At 62.3% G+C, this 16,049-nt stretch carries 12 protein-coding genes and 3 pseudogenes; 5 read left to right on the forward strand and 10 right to left on the reverse strand.

The window, feature by feature from the left end; all coding sequences use genetic code 11:
• Window position 1: 1 nt before the first annotated feature.
• Window positions 2-988: a cobaltochelatase subunit CobS gene (gene cobS / locus ACQB61_RS20575; protein ID WP_430514127.1), complete on the reverse strand. Its 987-nt coding sequence runs from the start codon at window positions 986-988 to the stop codon at window positions 2-4.
• A 65-nt stretch (window positions 989-1,053) separates the two neighbouring features.
• Entirely contained in the window at window positions 1,054-1,644 is a 591-nt protein-coding gene (locus ACQB61_RS20580) for a J domain-containing protein (protein ID WP_430514128.1), read from the reverse strand.
• Between the two features lie 143 nt (window positions 1,645-1,787).
• On the opposite strand from ACQB61_RS20580, the gene ACQB61_RS20585 reads away from it, so the two are divergent.
• Entirely contained in the window at window positions 1,788-2,093 is a 306-nt protein-coding gene (locus ACQB61_RS20585; RefSeq protein ID WP_430514129.1) for a BolA family protein, read from the forward strand.
• Window positions 2,094-2,100: 7 nt separating this feature from the next.
• Here the strand turns inward: ACQB61_RS20585 and ACQB61_RS20590 are convergent, their stop codons facing one another.
• From ACQB61_RS20590 to ACQB61_RS20600, 3 genes are read right to left on the reverse strand one after another with little or no spacing between them, the layout of a single operon-like run.
• On the reverse strand, window positions 2,101-3,435 hold the full coding sequence (locus ACQB61_RS20590) for an HlyC/CorC family transporter (RefSeq protein WP_430514130.1): 1,335 nt from the start codon (window positions 3,433-3,435) through the stop codon (window positions 2,101-2,103).
• On the reverse strand, window positions 3,432-4,568 hold the full coding sequence (gene aroB / locus ACQB61_RS20595) for a 3-dehydroquinate synthase (protein WP_430514131.1): 1,137 nt from the start codon (window positions 4,566-4,568) through the stop codon (window positions 3,432-3,434). Before aroB ends, ACQB61_RS20590 begins: the two co-directional genes overlap by 4 nt.
• Complete coding sequence (locus tag ACQB61_RS20600) at window positions 4,561-5,208, reverse strand: shikimate kinase (protein WP_430514132.1); 648 nt, start codon at window positions 5,206-5,208, stop codon at window positions 4,561-4,563. The genes aroB and ACQB61_RS20600 overlap by 8 nt, the downstream gene beginning before the upstream one ends.
• Before the next feature lie 119 nt (window positions 5,209-5,327).
• On the opposite strand from ACQB61_RS20600, the gene ACQB61_RS20605 reads away from it, so the two are divergent.
• Both ACQB61_RS20605 and ACQB61_RS20610 read left to right on the forward strand, forming a co-directional pair.
• Window positions 5,328-5,471 (forward strand): hypothetical protein, encoded by a 144-nt coding sequence (locus ACQB61_RS20605; RefSeq protein ID WP_430514133.1) that lies wholly within the window; start codon window positions 5,328-5,330, stop codon window positions 5,469-5,471.
• A 24-nt stretch (window positions 5,472-5,495) separates the two neighbouring features.
• Window positions 5,496-6,436, forward strand: a pseudogene (locus tag ACQB61_RS20610) (site-specific tyrosine recombinase XerD).
• 10 nt (window positions 6,437-6,446) lie between these two features.
• Here ACQB61_RS20610 and ACQB61_RS20615 read toward each other — a convergent pair.
• Window positions 6,447-7,499, reverse strand: coding sequence for a MaoC family dehydratase (locus tag ACQB61_RS20615; RefSeq protein ID WP_430514134.1), 1,053 nt, complete (start codon window positions 7,497-7,499; stop codon window positions 6,447-6,449).
• A gap of 193 nt (window positions 7,500-7,692) precedes the next feature.
• On the opposite strand from ACQB61_RS20615, the gene ACQB61_RS20620 reads away from it, so the two are divergent.
• Entirely contained in the window at window positions 7,693-8,373 is a 681-nt protein-coding gene (locus ACQB61_RS20620; protein WP_430514135.1) for a carbonic anhydrase, read from the forward strand.
• 76 nt (window positions 8,374-8,449) lie between these two features.
• Here ACQB61_RS20620 and ACQB61_RS20625 read toward each other — a convergent pair whose 3' ends face one another.
• Complete coding sequence (locus ACQB61_RS20625) at window positions 8,450-8,995, reverse strand: CAP domain-containing protein (protein WP_430514136.1); 546 nt, start codon at window positions 8,993-8,995, stop codon at window positions 8,450-8,452.
• Between the two features lie 223 nt (window positions 8,996-9,218).
• On the opposite strand from ACQB61_RS20625, the gene ACQB61_RS20630 reads away from it, so the two are divergent.
• Window positions 9,219-10,082: a response regulator gene (locus ACQB61_RS20630; RefSeq protein WP_430514137.1), complete on the forward strand. Its 864-nt coding sequence runs from the start codon at window positions 9,219-9,221 to the stop codon at window positions 10,080-10,082.
• A gap of 41 nt (window positions 10,083-10,123) precedes the next feature.
• Here ACQB61_RS20630 and ccrA read toward each other — a convergent pair.
• From ccrA to secD, 3 genes and pseudogenes are all read right to left on the reverse strand, one after another.
• Window positions 10,124-11,442 (reverse strand): annotated as a pseudogene (gene ccrA, locus ACQB61_RS20635) (crotonyl-CoA carboxylase/reductase).
• A 230-nt stretch (window positions 11,443-11,672) separates the two neighbouring features.
• A pseudogene (ybaL, locus tag ACQB61_RS20640) lies at window positions 11,673-13,384 on the reverse strand (YbaL family putative K(+) efflux transporter).
• Between the two features lie 101 nt (window positions 13,385-13,485).
• Window positions 13,486-16,035, reverse strand: a complete 2,550-nt coding sequence (secD, locus tag ACQB61_RS20645; protein WP_430514138.1) for a protein translocase subunit SecD — start codon at window positions 16,033-16,035, stop codon at window positions 13,486-13,488.
• Between the last annotated feature and the right edge of the window lie 14 nt (window positions 16,036-16,049).

A 16,049-nucleotide genomic window follows, 5' to 3' on the forward strand; every position in this document is an offset into this window, starting at 1 on the left:
CTCAGCTCATGACCATGTTGACGGAAGATTCCGGCAGCTCTTCACCGAAGCAGCGCTGATAGAACTCGCTCACCAGTGTGCGCTCGGTCTCGTCGCACTTGTTGAGGAAGGTCAGGCGGAAGGAGAAGCCAACATCACCGAAAATCTCACAGTTCTCGGCCCAGGTGATGACCGTACGCGGGCTCATCACGGTGGACAGGTCGCCGTTGACGAAGGCGCTGCGGGTCATGTCAGCAAGGCGCACCATGCGCGACACGATGTTGCGGCCTTCCGCGCCCTGGAAGTGCTTGGCCTTGGCCAGAACGATTTCCACCTCGTTGTCATGCGGCAGATAGTTCAGGGTCGTGACGATGGACCAGCGGTCCATCTGCGCCTGATTGAGCTGCTGCGTGCCGTGGTAGAGGCCGGACGTGTCGCCAAGACCGATGGTGTTGGCGGTGGCGAACAGGCGGAAATAGGGGTGCGGGCGCAGGACACGGTTCTGGTCGAGCAGCGTCAGGCGGCCGGAGGATTCCAGCACGCGCTGGATCACGAACATCACGTCCGGGCGGCCAGCGTCATACTCGTCGAACACGAGCGCGACGTTGTTCTGATAAGCCCAGGGCAGGATGCCATCGCGGAACTCGGTCACCTGCTTGCCATCGCGCAGCACGATGGCGTCCTTGCCGATCAGGTCGATACGGCTGATGTGGCTGTCGAGGTTGACGCGCACGCAAGGCCAGTTGAGGCGGGCGGCGACCTGCTCGATGTGGGTGGACTTGCCGGTGCCGTGATAGCCGGTCACCATCACGCGGCGGTTACGCGCAAAACCGGCCAGAATGGCAAGCGTCGTCACGCGGTCGAACAGGTAGTCCGGGTCGGCTTCCGGCACATATTCGTTGGCCGTCTTGTAGGCGGGCACGCGCAAGGTGCTCTGGAAGCCGAAGACTTCCTCGACGGAGATTTCGGTGTCAGGCGTGTTTTCAGCCACGGTCTTCGTATCAGTCATCGGTCCTCCGCTGCCACGGCCGGGCCGGGGTCAGGGTCGTTGGGGGATGCCCGCAGAACAGCGGGCTAACAGAAACCGGCTTTCTTCAGGACGTTGTAGGCCTGAATGATTTCCCGCAGGCGGTCCTCGGAAGACCGGTCACCGCCATTGGCATCCGGATGATGCAACTTTACCAATTCCTTGTAGCGCGCCTTGATTTCGTCTCCGCGTGCCTCTCCCGGAAGATTGAGCACATCAAAGGACCGTTTTTCAAGGGCAAGTAGCTTTCTTGCGCGCGACGTATGTCCGGCATTTTGCCGCGCATGGGCGCGCTGGCGGCCCGTGGCCCTCGGATCGAACCCGTCCGGCCCGTCCGCAGCCTGCCGGTTGACGCCCATTTTCCACGTGGGACGGTGGCCGGTGAGCGAATCCTTCTGATAGGCGCGCACCGCGTCGTCGCTCATGCCGGTGAAATAATTGTAGGACTTGTTGTACTCGCGCACATGGTCAACGCAGAAATTGAAGAACATGCCTTCGCGGTCGCGGCCTTGCGGCGCGCGGTGAGTTCCGGGGCGGTCGCACCCCGGAAACTGGCAGGTGGGATAGGTATCCTCTTCGAGCCGGTCCCTGTCCGGCTTCACGCGTATGCGGTCGAAGATTTTGGAATCCAGTTTCATGCAGCGATTATGGACAGGGCTTGTGCCCGGAACAAGGTTGACCCGGACACTAAAGGGGAAGAATGAGTATCGGAACGGCTTTGTGTGCTGAGGCGAGGCGCCGGAGCCACAGGGCCAGAACTCCATAACTCACACGGGATGCCATGAGTATCAAGACCCGCATGGCCGAAAGGCTGACTTCGATTTTTTCTCCTTCTGCGCTGGACGTTCTGGACGAATCAGACCGGCACAAGGGACACGGCGGCTGGCGTGAGGGCGGCGAGACCCATTTCCGCGTCCGCATTGTGGCCGAGGCCTTCTCCGGAATGAGCCGTGTGGCCCGCCACCGCGCCATCAATGAGGCAGCTGCGGAGTTCTTTGCCGAAGGGCTGCATGCGCTGGCCATCGAGGCTCGCACGCCGGATGAACCGGACCCGCGCGCCCGTCAGGTCAGCCAGCCGGCCGGCTGACCTGCGCTCAGTTCGCCGCGCCGCCGGAGGCTGTCTGTGTCTCGCGCTTCTGCGGCGCCGGGCGCTGGTCCTTGGCCGATAGCGGCATGACCCTCAGGCGGGTGATGCGGTTCTTTTCCCGCCGCAGCACGGTGAAGCGGAAGCCGTGGAAGGTGAAGATCTGGCGTTCTTCAGGGATCATCCGCGCCTCATGGATGACAAGTCCGGCGATGGTTGTCGCCTCGTCATCGGGCAGTGCCCAGTCATTGGCGCGGTTGAGGTCCCGGATCGGCACCGAGCCATCCACAATCACGGATCCATCCGCCTGCGGGCGCACGCCGCTCAGCTCAACATCGTGCTCATCGGCAATCTCGCCGACGATTTCCTCGATGATGTCCTCCAGCGTGACGATACCCATCACCTCGCCATACTCGTCGATGACAAAGGCGAAGTGGGATTTCCGCTTCAGGAAAGCGTTGAGCTGGTCCTGCAGGCTTGTGGTGTCCGGCACGAACCAGGGCGGGGTGGCGATTTTCATCACGTCCAGCTTGCCGAAGTCGCCGTCGGCGGCTTTCAGGGCGCGCAGCAGATCCTTGGCATGCAGCACGCCGACGAAGTTGTCGCTCTCTCCGCGCCACAGCGGCATGCGGGTGTAGGGCGCAGCAAGTGCTGCATCGACGATCTTCGAGACATCCTCGTCGACATTGAGGGCCATCATGCTGGTGCGATGGACCATAACGTCGGAGACTTCCAGCTCGGCAAGGTCCAGCAGCCCGCCCAACCGGTCGCGGTCGGCCTTGACCAGCCCGCCTTCCAGATGCTGCAGGTCTACGGCGCCGCGCAGTTCCTCGTGCGGAGACAGGATCGAGGCATTGTCATCCACCCGGATGCCGATGGCCCGCATCAACAGCCGCACGATGACTTCGATGCCCATCACGACCGGGCCAAATATGGCCACGATGATCCGCACCGGCCGGGAAACAGCCAGGGCGAAACGGTCCGGGTTGGAAATGGCCCAGGTCTTGGGCATCACCTCCGAAAGAACGACGACGAGCACGGTCATCACCAGCGTCGCCAGCGCGACCCCCGCCTCTCCGAATAGGTTGAGGAACAGGCTGGTGGCCAGCGAGGACGCCAGAATGTTGACGATGTTGTTGCCCAGCAGCAGCGCCCCGATGAGGCGCTCGCGGGCCGCAATCAGCTTGCCGACGATCCCGGCGCGGCTGTCACCGGCCTTTTCCATCTGGTGCATGCGTGCGCGGGAAGCTGCCGTCAGGGCTGTCTCGGAGCCGGAGAAAAACCCCGACAGAACGAGCAGGAACAAGATGGAGCCGCCGGTGAACCAGAGGGTCGTTTCGTTCATCGCTGAAGTTTCTCCTTCAGGAACTCAAGTACGGCGGCCGGGTCCACACCCTTTTCGACGAAGGCCTGCCCTATGCCCCGTGTCAGGATGAAAGTCAGGGCGCCTCGGCTGACCTTCTTGTCCTGTGCGATAATGTCGAGCAGGGTTTCTGCCGGCGGAAGCTGGCCGGGGATCTGCTGCATGCGGATGGGCAGGCCCACCTTGACGAGATGGGCTTCCACCCGTTCCACATCCGCCTGCGGCAGCAGGCCGAGGCGCGCGGAGAACTCATGCGCCAGCATCATGCCGATGGACACGCCTTCGCCGTGAACGAGGCGGGTGCCGTCATAATCCACCGCCGATTCCAGTGCATGGCCGAAGGTGTGGCCAAGGTTCAGAAGCGCCCGCTGGCCGCTTTCCCGTTCATCGGCGCCGACAACGGCTGCCTTGGCGGCGCAGGAGCGCGCCACCGCTTCCTCGCGGGCGGAGGTGCCGTCGAAGATGCCCTTCCAGTTAAGGTCGAGCCACTCGAAGAAGTCAGCATCGCCCAGAAGGCCGTATTTCACGACCTCGGCGTAGCCTGCGCGGAACTCACGGTCTGAAAGGGTGTCGAGAATGGCTGTATCCGCCAGAACGAGGGCGGGCTGATGGAAAGCTCCGATCAGGTTCTTGCCATGGCGCGAATTGATACCCGTTTTGCCGCCGACGGAGGAATCCACCTGGGACAGCAGCGTGGTCGGCATCTGGATGAACGTCATGCCCCGGCGCACGGAAGCCGAAACGAAACCAGCCAGATCACCCACAACGCCGCCGCCAAATGCGAGAACCGCGTCGCCGCGTTCCAGCCGTGCGGCCAGAACCTCGTCGCACAGACGCTCGAACTGGGCGTAGCATTTGGTCTGTTCGCCCGGCGGCACGGTGATGACCGTGTGCTCCAGCCCGGCTGCTTTCAGGCTTGCCGAGAGGGCTGACAGATGGGTGCGGGCGACGTTTTCGTCGGTGATAACGGCGAGCCTTGCACCCGGCATGAGAGCGGCAATGCGCGCACCGGCGCTGGCCAGCACATCGCGGCCGATGACAATGCCGTAGGAGCGCTCGCCCAGATCCACCGGCACAGTCACTGGCTCTGCCGTGGTCTCAAGTCTGTCAGCCATTTTGGCCCTCTTTGCTGTTCGTCCCGCCTGTGCGCAGGTCCAGATGGCTTTCAACAGCCGATATCACGTCTTCCATCACCACTTCATGCGGCACTTCACGGGACCAGACCGTGGCGTCGGCCAGGGCATAGACCGGTTCGCGCTTTTCCAGCAGTTGCCGCATGGTGCCTTCCGGATCGGCATTTTGCAGAAGCGGCCGGGTCGGGCGCTTGCGGACCCTCACCATCACGGTGGCAAGGTCGGCTCTCAGCCAGACTGAAACACCGTTTGCCTTGATGGCATTGCGCGTCGCCTCGCTCATGAAGGCGCCGCCACCGGTGGCCAGAACCTGCGGGCCCTGCTGCAGCAAGCGGGCGATCACCTTTTCCTCGCCGCGCCGGAATTCGGGCTCACCATGGAGGGCGAAAATTTCGGAGATCGTCATGTTGGCTGCCGTCTCGATTTCGGTATCGGCATCGACGAAATCAAGGCCCAGGCGCTGGGCCAGGCGGCGCCCGACGCTGGATTTACCGCAGCCCATGATGCCGACAAGCACGATGGAGCGGTTTCCAAGGGCGGCGATGATCCGGGCCGCACGTGCGTCCTTCGCCTGTATGCCTGATGCGGCTGCGTTCACCTTGGCCCTCCCTGAACGGTTCATGAAGCGCCTTTTAACATATTCCGGCAAAAAACAAGCGGCTTGCTAGGGGAGCCTGCCTGCCGCAAAAAGAAAGGCGAGCCGCTGCCGATTCTCCTTGCCGGTTCTCTGAGGTTTTTGCCGTGCCGACCTTGACCCGACTGATCCTGGTTCTGGCCCTTTTGGGGGCAGCTGGCTATGGCATCGTCTACTCGCTGGCGAATTTTGTCCATCCGGGCGAGCGGGAGATCACCGTGCGGGTGCAAAAAGACGGATTTGCCCGCTGACGGCCGGCAGGAGGATGCACCAGCATGGATGCCAGCATCGAGGCTTTTCTGGAAATGATCGCCGCCGAGCGGGGGCTGCGCTCAACACGCTGGAAAGTTACCGGCGTGATCTGGAAGACTTCGCCGGATTTCTTGGGTCCACCGCGCCGCAGTCGGCGATGCAGGAGGATATCTCCGCCTATCTGGGCGATCTGGCGGGGCGCGGCTTTGCAGCATCCTCTCAGGCACGGCGTCTTTCGGCCCTGCGCCAGTATTTCAAGTTTCTTTATGCCGAAGGCATGCGAGGGGATGATCCGACACGCACGCAAGGTGCGCCGAAGCGCCGCCAATCCCTGCCAAAGGTTCTTTCCGAAGACGAGGTGGACCGGCTGATCGAGGCAGCGCGCAGCTCTGTTGATGGGGTGCAGGCCGGGGATGATGAGGATGCGCAGACCCTTGCCGGGCGGCGCCTCAGGGCGGCACGGCTCTACACGCTTCTGGAAGTGCTCTATGCCACCGGCTTGCGCGTGTCCGAACTGGTGGCCCTGCCGGTGAAGGCGGCGCTGCGCGATGCCCGGCTCATCGAGATCAAGGGCAAGGGCGGCAAGGAACGGCTTGTTCCACTGAGCTCAAGGGCGCAGGGGGCGATGAAGGACTATGTGGCCCTGCGCACAGCAGCGGGCGCCTTCACTGCCAGCCCCTGGCTTTTTCCATCCTATGGCGAGAGCGGCCATTTCACCCGCCAGGCCTTTGCCCGTGATCTGAAGGCGCTGGCTGCCGCCATCGGCCTTGATGTGCAGAAGGTCTCGCCGCATGTGCTGCGCCATGCCTTTGCTTCGCACCTCCTGCAGAACGGGGCGGATCTGCGCGTCGTGCAACAGCTGCTGGGCCATGCGGATATTTCGACAACGCAGATCTACACCCATGTGCTTGACGAGCGCCTGCAGGCCCTCGTCGAAGCCCATCATCCGCTGGCGAAGCGGTAGGGATTTGGGGTCACTTCGGCATCAAGGCCCAATAGTCGAAGTCCAGCACCACGTTGTCCGCATAGACGCCATCGGCCGTGGCATAGGGGAAGTCTGCGCAAGGGGTGTTTCTGGTGGCGACGAGCCGCAGGCGCAGCGCTCCAACGTCTTCCCTGCCTTCGATCGTTGCCGCATCGATCACTTCCGACCAGGCATAGACAGTATCGCCTGCAAACAGCGGAGCTACATGGCGGCCTGCATTGATGGCGGCGATGTGGAAGGCTGAGCCCAGCCCATTGAAGGAGAGGGCGCGCGCCAGGGAGATCACGTGGCCGCCGTAGATGAGCCGCTTGCCGAACCGGCCCTTGCCTTCCGTGTGCTGGTTGAAATGCACCTTGGCGGTGTTCTGGTAAAGCCGGGTGGCAATCTGATGCTCAGCCTCTTCCACCGTCATGCCGTCCACATGGTCGATGCGCTCGCCGGGCACATAGTCATCAAAGCGGAAGCGGCTGCCGGCCAGGTCGTTGTCCCATTTGGCCGTGTCGAGCAGAGGCACAGCATCGCCAAGAGCGTCCGGCGCGATGCTCTCCGGCAGGGTCGGGACGACAGGGGCCGGAGCGGGATTTCCAGGGTCGCGCTTGTTGACCATGACCCAGCGCACATAGTCCAGAACCTCTGTGCCATCAGACTTGTAGCCTGTAGAGCGCACATAGACGACACCGGTCTTGCCGTTGGAATTTTCCTTGAGGCCGATTACTTCCGACACGGCGGACAGCGTGTCGCCGGGGTAGACCGGCGCAAGGAAGCGCCCGCCCGCATAGCCGAGGTTTGCCACTGCATTGAGGGAAATGTCCGGCACCGTCTTGCCGAAGACGATGTGGAAAGTCAGCAGGTCGTCGATGGGGGCGGACGGGTAGCCCAGGTCCTGTGCAAAGGCATTTGAGCTTTGCACCGCAAAACGCGGGCCGTAGATGGCGGTGTAGAGCGCCACATCACCAGCAGTCACCGTGCGCGGGGTTGCATGGCGGATCACCTGACCGATCCGGAAGTCCTCAAAGAAATTGCCCGCGCTGGTCTTGCTCACGTCCTGCCTCCCAAATCATTGCATCTGCGGATGATTAAGACCGCTGCCCGCCTCCGGGGCAAGGGGAACCTTGGTTGAAGGCCGGAAGAGGTGCCGGAGCGCCGGACGAAGGGCGCGGGGTTGGCGGCAGCGCGCCCTGCCTTTATAACCGCCTTCCGCGCCGCACATTGGGGCCTGCCGGATGGCAAGGAGCATGACTGACATGGCACACGAGTTTCCGCAGGACCTGATTGATGGCTATGGCCGCTATCTCCAGAAGGGCTACGTCCGCTTCCGCGAGCAGCAGGAGCAGCTGGCGATCTATGGCCAGAAGCCCGAGGTTCTGGTCATTTCCTGCTGTGACAGCCGGGTGACGCCGGAAGGTGTCTTCCATGCCGGTCCCGGCGAGCTCTTCGTGGTGCGCAACGTCGCCAATCTGGTGCCGCCTTTCGAGCAGACCGAAGGCCAGCACGGCACCAGCGCCGCTCTGGAATATGCCGTGCGCGTGCTGAAGGTGCAGCATATCGTCATCATGGGCCATGCCAAGTGCGGTGGTGTGCAGGCGTTCCGGCAGAATGCAAATGCACCTCTGGCGACGGGCGAGTTCATCGGCCGCTGGATCAAGCTGCTGGAACCGGCTGCCATTGCCATGGCCTGCATGCCGGTCGACCGGCTGGATGATCCGCAGCTGGCGATGGAATATGCCGGTGTGCGTCAGTCTCTGAAGAACCTGCGCACCTTCCCCTTCGTCGATCAGGCCTGCAACGAAGGCACTCTCAAGGTTCACGGCGCCTGGTTCGATATCGGCAGCGGCGAGCTGCGGGTGATGGACCCGGAGACAGAGCGGTTTGAAACCTGCGCCGGCTACGAGATCATTGAACCCGCACAAGGCTGAGGCTGCGGACGGATAACGGGAAAGGGCAGGGGCGGGAAATCCGCCGCCTGCCCTTCTGTTTTCCGCTGGCCTGGGATCACCCTCTGGGTGAGACCAGAACGAGGCTCCAGAATACCTTGTACTTGGAGGAGGGGCTGTAGGCCGTGGCAATGCCCATCCGGGTCACGCGCTCATCCAGCATCACCTTGTTATGGGTCGGCGACTCGCGCCAGCCGGAGAAGGCCTCGGCGAGCGTCCGGTAACCGGCGCTGACGTTCTCTACGCCATAGGACTTGGTCTCGCCGATGGCATCCAGCCTGTTCTTCAGCTGGTTCTGCGGGGAGAGCGAGGCGCGGATATCATCGGCTGCGGCAATGACCCTTGCCTGCTGCTGGGCGAGGGAAATCAGGGCCGGGTCTGCCACAACGCGGCTGCGCCCGTTGTTTTCCCGGTACTGGGAGATCATCTGCTGGGCTGTCGCCTGATCGACAACTGCGTTTGCCCGTGCCAGATCCCTGTAGTAGGGCGGAACGTCAGCAGGTGTCCTGCTTTGGCATCCTGCCAGCAGCAGAGCGCCACCCAAAATCATGGACCCTGTCAGGATCTCGCGCCTGGAAGCGATTGCTTCCTCATCAAAGTGCATGTCTTTGCCGCCTCTTGTCCGGTCGCCCCGCAACCCGCCGAATCGTATGTGCACATTAGGCCGGAAATCCGGCGCTGAGCGATAGACGGCGCGTGGAATTCCCAAGGCAAATGTATCCTGGGTTGCGATACTGTCATTTTTTCCGATCCTTGCCGGGAATGGAGCCATATTCCGCTGGAAGGTTCCGGAAAATTAAGCAAATCATGTGTACTAAATTCGGCGAATGCTGGCAGCAGACAAAGACCGGCAGGTACATCCAGACTTTAGGCAATTGCGGGGCAGCTTCTTGGGATCTCCAGCTGAAGAACCAATAAAGGTGTTGGTTGCGGATGACAGTGCAACTGTGCGCAAATTTATTGAGCGTGCGTTGCAGTATTCAGGTTACGACGTCGCCATCACCGCAGCTGCCGATGGAAAGGAGGCGGTCGAGCTACTTAGCAAGAACGCATTCCAGATTGCCTTCCTTGACATCAACATGCCGCAGTTGAATGGCGTTGAAGTCATGGCAGCCATTCAGGTCATGGGATCCAAAACTTTCGCCGTTTCCATGTCTGACGGTCTTGATGAGGCGGCAGAGTCGAAACTCAAGAACTTCGGTGCCTATGACTTTCTGGCAAAGCCTTTCACCGCCGCACAGGTCAAGCATATCCTTGATGTCTTTCAGGCCATCAGCACGCCCTTTGACGTTCTGATCGTCGACGACTCGACCACGGTGCGCAAGATCGTGCGGAAGGTGCTTGAGCGGTCGATCTTCAAGCTGAACATCGTGGAAGCAGGGGACGGCGCGGCTGCCATCAAACTGGTCAGCGAAAAACCCTACCGGGTGATCTTCACCGACTTCAACATGCCGAACATGACAGGTCTGGAACTGGCGGAGCGGTTGTCGACTGTGGCGCGCGGGTCTGATGTGATCCTGATGTCAACCGAATACAACGACACGCTGGATTCAGCTGCCGAGAAGGTGCAGGCCCGTGCTTTCCTGCGCAAGCCCTTCTATCCGGCCGACGTGGACAGCATCCTGCACCACCTCTTCGGCCTGCGTCATTCGCGCTTCTCCAAGCAGGTGCGCATGTTTGCCATGACGTGATGCGGGCCGCCGGAAGGCCGCCCGCTCACTGCTGACCACCTTCAGCGCTTGCCTGCCTCCAGCACATCTTCAAAGGTCCGCAGGCCCGGAACGGGCGAGTTGACCAGAACGGCCATGTTGCCCGGTGCATGCTGGTTCTTCCACATCTTGGTGTGGGCCTTGGGAATCTGGTCCCAGCCGAATACCTCCGACATGCACGGATCGATACGCCGGTCGATGACGAATTTGTTCGCTTCGGACGCCTGCTTCAGATGGGCAAAGTGCGAGCCTTGAATGCGCTTCTGCCGCATCCAGACGTAACGGGCATCGAAGGTGATGTTGAAGCCGGTCGTGCCCGCGCAGAACACCACCATGCCGCCGCGCTTCACGACAAGGGCCGAGACCGGGAAAGTCTGCTCGCCGGGATGCTCGAACACCATGTCCACGTCATTGCCCTTGCCGGTGATGTCCCAGATGGCCTTGCCGAACTTGCGCGCTTCCTGCGTCCAGGTGTTGAACTCGGGTGAATTGACCTTGGGAAGCTGGCCCCAGCAGTTGAAATCCTTGCGGTTGATCACGCCCTTGGCGCCCAGCGACATGACATAGTCGCGCTTGTCCTCATCCGAGATGACGCCGATGGCATTGGCTCCGGCGGCCGCAGCCAGCTGCACGCCGAAGACCCCAAGGCCACCGGAGGCGCCCCAGACGAGCACGTTCTGGCCGGGCCGCAGCTGATGCGGTGCATGGCCGAACAGCATGCGGTAGGCGGTCGCCAGCGTCAGCGTGTAGCAAGCCGCTTCTTCCCAGGTCAAATGCTTGGGGCGGGGCATCAGCTGCTGCGACTGGACGCGGGCGAACTGGGCAAAGGAGCCATCCGGCGTCTCGTAGCCCCAGATCCGCTGGGTGGGCGAGAACATCGGGTCGCCGCCGTTGCACTCCTCGTCGTCGCCGTCATCCTGGTTGCAATGGATGACGACTTCATCGCCCACCTTCCAGCGCTTCACCTTGGAGCCAACGGCCCAGACAATGCCCGAGGCATCGGAACCTGCGATATGATAGGCGCTCTTGTGGCTGCCGAAGACGGAGATGGGCTCACCAAGCGCGGCCCAGATGCCGTTGTAGTTGACGCCAGCGGCCATGACGAGAACCAGAACCTCGTGGCTGTCGAGCGTCCAGGTCGGCACCACTTCCAGCTTCATGGCTTCTTCTGGCGGGCCGTGCCGGTCCTGCCGGATCGCCCAGGCATACATCTTCTCCGGCACATGGCCGAGCGGGGGATTTCGCCGATTTCGTAGAGGTCCTTCAAGGGCGCGTCCCCCTTCGTCAGATTGTCGTTTGCCTGCGATGCTGCCTGTGATCCTACCTGTGCCACGGTCGCCATGGGTGTCCTCCTCCACTCCGGCAGTGAAACTGCCAGCCCCGGCTCCTGCACGCCTCCCTGCGGCGCGAGACTATTGCAGCGCAGCAGTGATTGGGTGCAAAAGACCCGCTATCGCGCAACTATCCGTCTAAAATGACGTTTGATCTATACGACTATTGCTTAACTTGCGTTGCGGCAGTCTGTCCTGTTTTGCGGTGCACAGATGAAGTGCAGCGCCGGGGGAGGGCAGGTCAGGTGAGCGGGCGCGCTCCGGTCACCTTCTCCACGATGGCGCGGGCAATCTCACGCTCTCCCATGATGATCGTGCCGACACCAAGGCCGGTCAGATGGTCCACTTCCGCATCGAAATGGGCACGGGCGATGATCTCTATCTCCGGATTGGCGGCCTTGGCCTGCATGACGATCTGCCCCGCCTCGAAGGCGTTGGGAATGGCAATGATCAGCCGCCGTGCTTCGGCGATATTTGCTGCCTGCAACACATCCTGGCGGACGCCATTGCCCACGATCACTTCGATGCCGGCCTCCTCCAGCGCGCTCAAGGATTTGTCTGCATCCTCGATCACCAGCAGGGGCTCGCCTGCGGCGTGCAACTCCCGCCCGGCCAGGCCGCCGACCCGGCCAAAGCCGACGAGGACTGTGTGGCCGGTCTGGCTGGTCGCCTGCGTTACAGGGGCTTCACCTGTTTTTCCGAAGCTTGGGCCACCGGTGTGCCGGCGGCATCCTCATGTGCTTCCGCCTTGGGCTTCAGCCAGTCAATCGCGGCGAAGAACAGCGGATTAAGCAGGATCGAGAGAATCGCACCGGCAAGGATCAGATCGCGGCCCTGGTCCGGCAGAAGGTTCAGCTTGCCGCCAAGTTCAGCGAGAATGAACGAGAACTCACCGATCTGGGCCAGGCTTGCAGCAATGGTCAGCGCCGTCTCACGCGAATGGCCGAAGAGACGGACAATGAGAAAAGCTGCTGCAGACTTGCCGACGACGATGATGAAGACGACTCCCAGGACTGGCAGCGGGTCACGGATGATGCTGGCTGGATCGAACAGCATGCCGACCGACACGAAGAAGAGCACGGCGAAAGCATCGCGCAGCGGCAGGGATTCCTCGGCAGCCCGGTGGCTGAGCTCGGATTCGCTCAGGATCATGCCGGCAAAGAAGGCTCCCAGCGCAAGCGACACACCGAAGAGCTTTGCCGCGCCGAAGGCAACTCCCAGAGCAATGGAGAGCACCGCAAGGCGGAACAGCTCGCGTGATCCGGTATGGGCAATGTAGTGCAGGACCCAGGGGATGATCCGCCGCCCGATGATCAGCATCAGCGCCACAAAGGCGGCGACCTTGACCAGCGTCAGCCCCAGGACGCCCCAGATGCCAAGGCCGAAACGGGCGGCGAGCGGGTCCGGAGCGATGGTGCTTTCCCCGCCGATGACGCTGGCAATTGCGGGCAGGATGACGAGTGCCAGCACCATGGCCAGATCTTCGACGATCAGCCAGCCGACCGCGATGCGTCCCTGTTCGGTTGCAACGAGGCGGCGCTCCTGAAGTGCACGCAGCAGCACCACGGTGCTGGCAACAGACAGGGCAAGGCCAAAGACGAGCCCGGAGCGCAGCGGCCAGTCCATCATCCAGGTCAGGCCTGCGCCCATCAGCGTGGCGGCGAGAATCTGCACCAATGCGCCCGGTATGGCAATTGCCCGCACCGACAGAAGATCCTTCAGCGAGAAATGCAGGCCGACGCCGAACATCAGCAGGATGACGCCGATTTCCGCAAGTTCGGGGGCAAGGTTCTGGTCGGCGACGAAGCCCGGTGTGTGTGGCCCCACCAGCACGCCCGCGATCAAGTAGCCCGCCAGCGGCGGCAGTTTGAAGCGGTTGGCGATTGCCCCCAGGATGAAAGCGATGCCAAGTCCGGCAACGATGGTGGCAATCAGCGGCGTGTCATGGGGCATAGGGCTGTTATCCTTCTGGAACTTTATTTTTGATTGAGTTTGTCCGTGCGGTGCAAGTGCCCCGCCGGCAAAATACGGCGGGGCATGCTGTTTTTATGCGTTCAGGCTTGCGCCGCCGGTTCGACAGGCAGTGCCCCTGCCTTTTTCTGGCGGCGTTTGCGCCAGTCGCCAAGGAACAGGAGGATCGGTGCGGCAATGAACACCGACGAGCTGGCCGCCACCACGATGCCGAACACCATCGGCACGGCGAAGCTCTCTACTGCGCTGCCACCCCAGATCGCCATGGGCAGCATGGCCAGAAAGGCGGTGATCGAGGTGTAGAGGCTGCGGCCGAGAGTTTCGTTGATCGACTTGTCGATCATCTCCCGCAGCGGCATCTGTTTGTAGAGGCGCATGTTCTCACGCATGCGGTCATAGACCACCACCTTGTCGTTGACTGAGTAGCCGACGAGCGTCAGCAGTGCGGCAATGGCCGTGAGGTTGAAGTCGAGACCGGTGAGCGCGAAGAAGCCGGCCGTCTTGGTCACGTCCAGCACCAGAGTGGCGATGGCGCCCACTGCAAAAGGCCATTCAAAGCGGACCCAGATGTAGAACAGCATGGCAAGGCTTGCTAGAACGACGGCAAGGATGCCCGCAGCCGCCAGTTCGCCGCTGACCTTCGGCCCGACCACCTCCGTACGTTCGATCTGAGAGCCGGGTGCGATTTGTGCAAGGTGGCTTCGGATGGTGTTGACAGCTGCCGTCTGTGCCTCCTCGCCGCCCGGCTGGCGCTCGGCCCGCAGCAGCACGTGAGTGGGATCGCCGAATTGCTGCAGGGCGATGTCGCCAAGGCCGAGCCCGCCTAGTCCGCTGCGCAGGCTGGCAAGATCGGCGGGCCCTTGCGTTGTCACCTCCATCTGGATGCCGCCCCGGAAGTCCACGCCGAGGTTGAGGCCCGGCTTGATCAGCAGAACCACTGACGCAAGCGACAGGAAGATGGACATGCCAATGCCGATGAAACGCCCGCGCATGAAGCGGATGCTGGTGCCGTCAGGAATCAGGCGGAAGCCGAAGGGTGGCTCGATCACCAGCTTCTTCAGCCGCCACCTGCGGATGATTGCCGTCATGATGACCCGGACGATCGACACGGCGGTGAACATGGAAATGGCGATGCCGAGGCCCATGGTTACGGCAAAGCCGCGTACCGGGCCGGTGCCGAACCAGAACAGCAGGACCGTGGCAATCAGCGCCGTGACGTTGGAATCCACAATCGTGGCATAGGCGCGCTTGAAGCCGGCATCGAGTGCCGCATGGGCACTGAGCCCCTTGCGCGTCTCCTCACGGATGCGCTCGTTGATCAGCACATTGGCATCCACCGCAAGGCCGATGCCGAGCACAATTCCGGCAATGCCGGGCAGCGTCAGCGTCGCGCCCATCATGCTGAGGGCGCCCAGCGTCAGCAGCACGTTCAGCGCCAGTGCGAAATTGGCGACAAGGCCCCAGCGGCCGTAGAGCACCATCATGAAGGCAAACACCAGGCCGAACCCGGCGATGCCGGTTTCAACGCCCCTCGCAATGGCATCCGCTCCCAGATCTGCCCCCACGGTCCGCTCCTCGATGACGGTGAGCGGGGCAGGCAGGGCGCCTGCACGCAGCAGGGCGGCAAGGTCTGCGGCTTCCGCGATGGTGAAATTGCCGCTGATCTGGCCCGAGCCGCCGGTGATCGGCTGCTGGATAACCGGTGCGCTCAAGACCTTGCCATCCAGCACGATGGCAAAAGGCTTGCCGGTGTTGGTCTTGGTGATCTCGGCAAACTGCCGTGCGCCGCTGCTGTCGAAGCGGAACAGCACCAGCGGGGCACTGGTCTGCGGATCAAATCCTGCCCTTGCATCGGCCAGCCGTTCGCCCGACAGCGCCACACGGTTTTCGACCGGATATCGCGTCGCGCCTTTGACTGCGGGGAGCAGGCTGGCGCCGGCCGGCAGGCGTGCGCCCGGTGCGGCATCTGCCAGCATATGAAAGGAGAGTTTGGCCGTGCTGCCCAGAAGCTCGCGGATGCGGGCCGGATCCTGCACGCCGGGCAACTGCACCATGATGCGGTCACCGCCCACCCGCTGGATCACAGGTTCTGCGACACCCGCCTGATCTATGCGCATGCGGATGATTTCGAGGCTCTGGGCAACGGCTGCACTGATGCGGTCGCGGATGCCTTCTTCCGTCAGCTTCATCTCCAGCGTGCCGGTGCCCCTGCCCGTGCGGGTGATGGTCATGTCCGGTGCTCCGCCCATGCCGGGCATCAATCCGCCTGCGGTGTTGATCAAGGGGCGCAGCGCTTCCTGGGCGGCGTCCGTCTGCCCTTCATCCTTGAGAGAAATGGTGATGGTGCCATCCATCGTGCGGATCGAAGCCGTGCCAATGCCAGCTCCTGTCAAGGTCTGACGGGCCTGCCGCTGCAGGTCGTCGATCCGGTCCTTCAGCAGAGCCTTGGTGTCCGTTTCCAGCACGAGGTGTGATCCGCCGCGAAGATCGAGGCCCAGGGTGACGGGCTGTTTGGGCATCCAGCCGGGCAGGCTGGCCAGTTGTGAGGGGGACAGAAAATTGGGCAATGCCGCCAGCAGCCCGAAGATGATGACAGCCAGATAGGCTGCAAGCACCCAGCGTGATTTGCGCATGGTGTGATGATCCA

The organism is Pannonibacter phragmitetus, assembly GCF_050510895.1.
Taxonomy (GTDB): domain Bacteria; phylum Pseudomonadota; class Alphaproteobacteria; order Rhizobiales; family Stappiaceae; genus Pannonibacter; species Pannonibacter phragmitetus_B.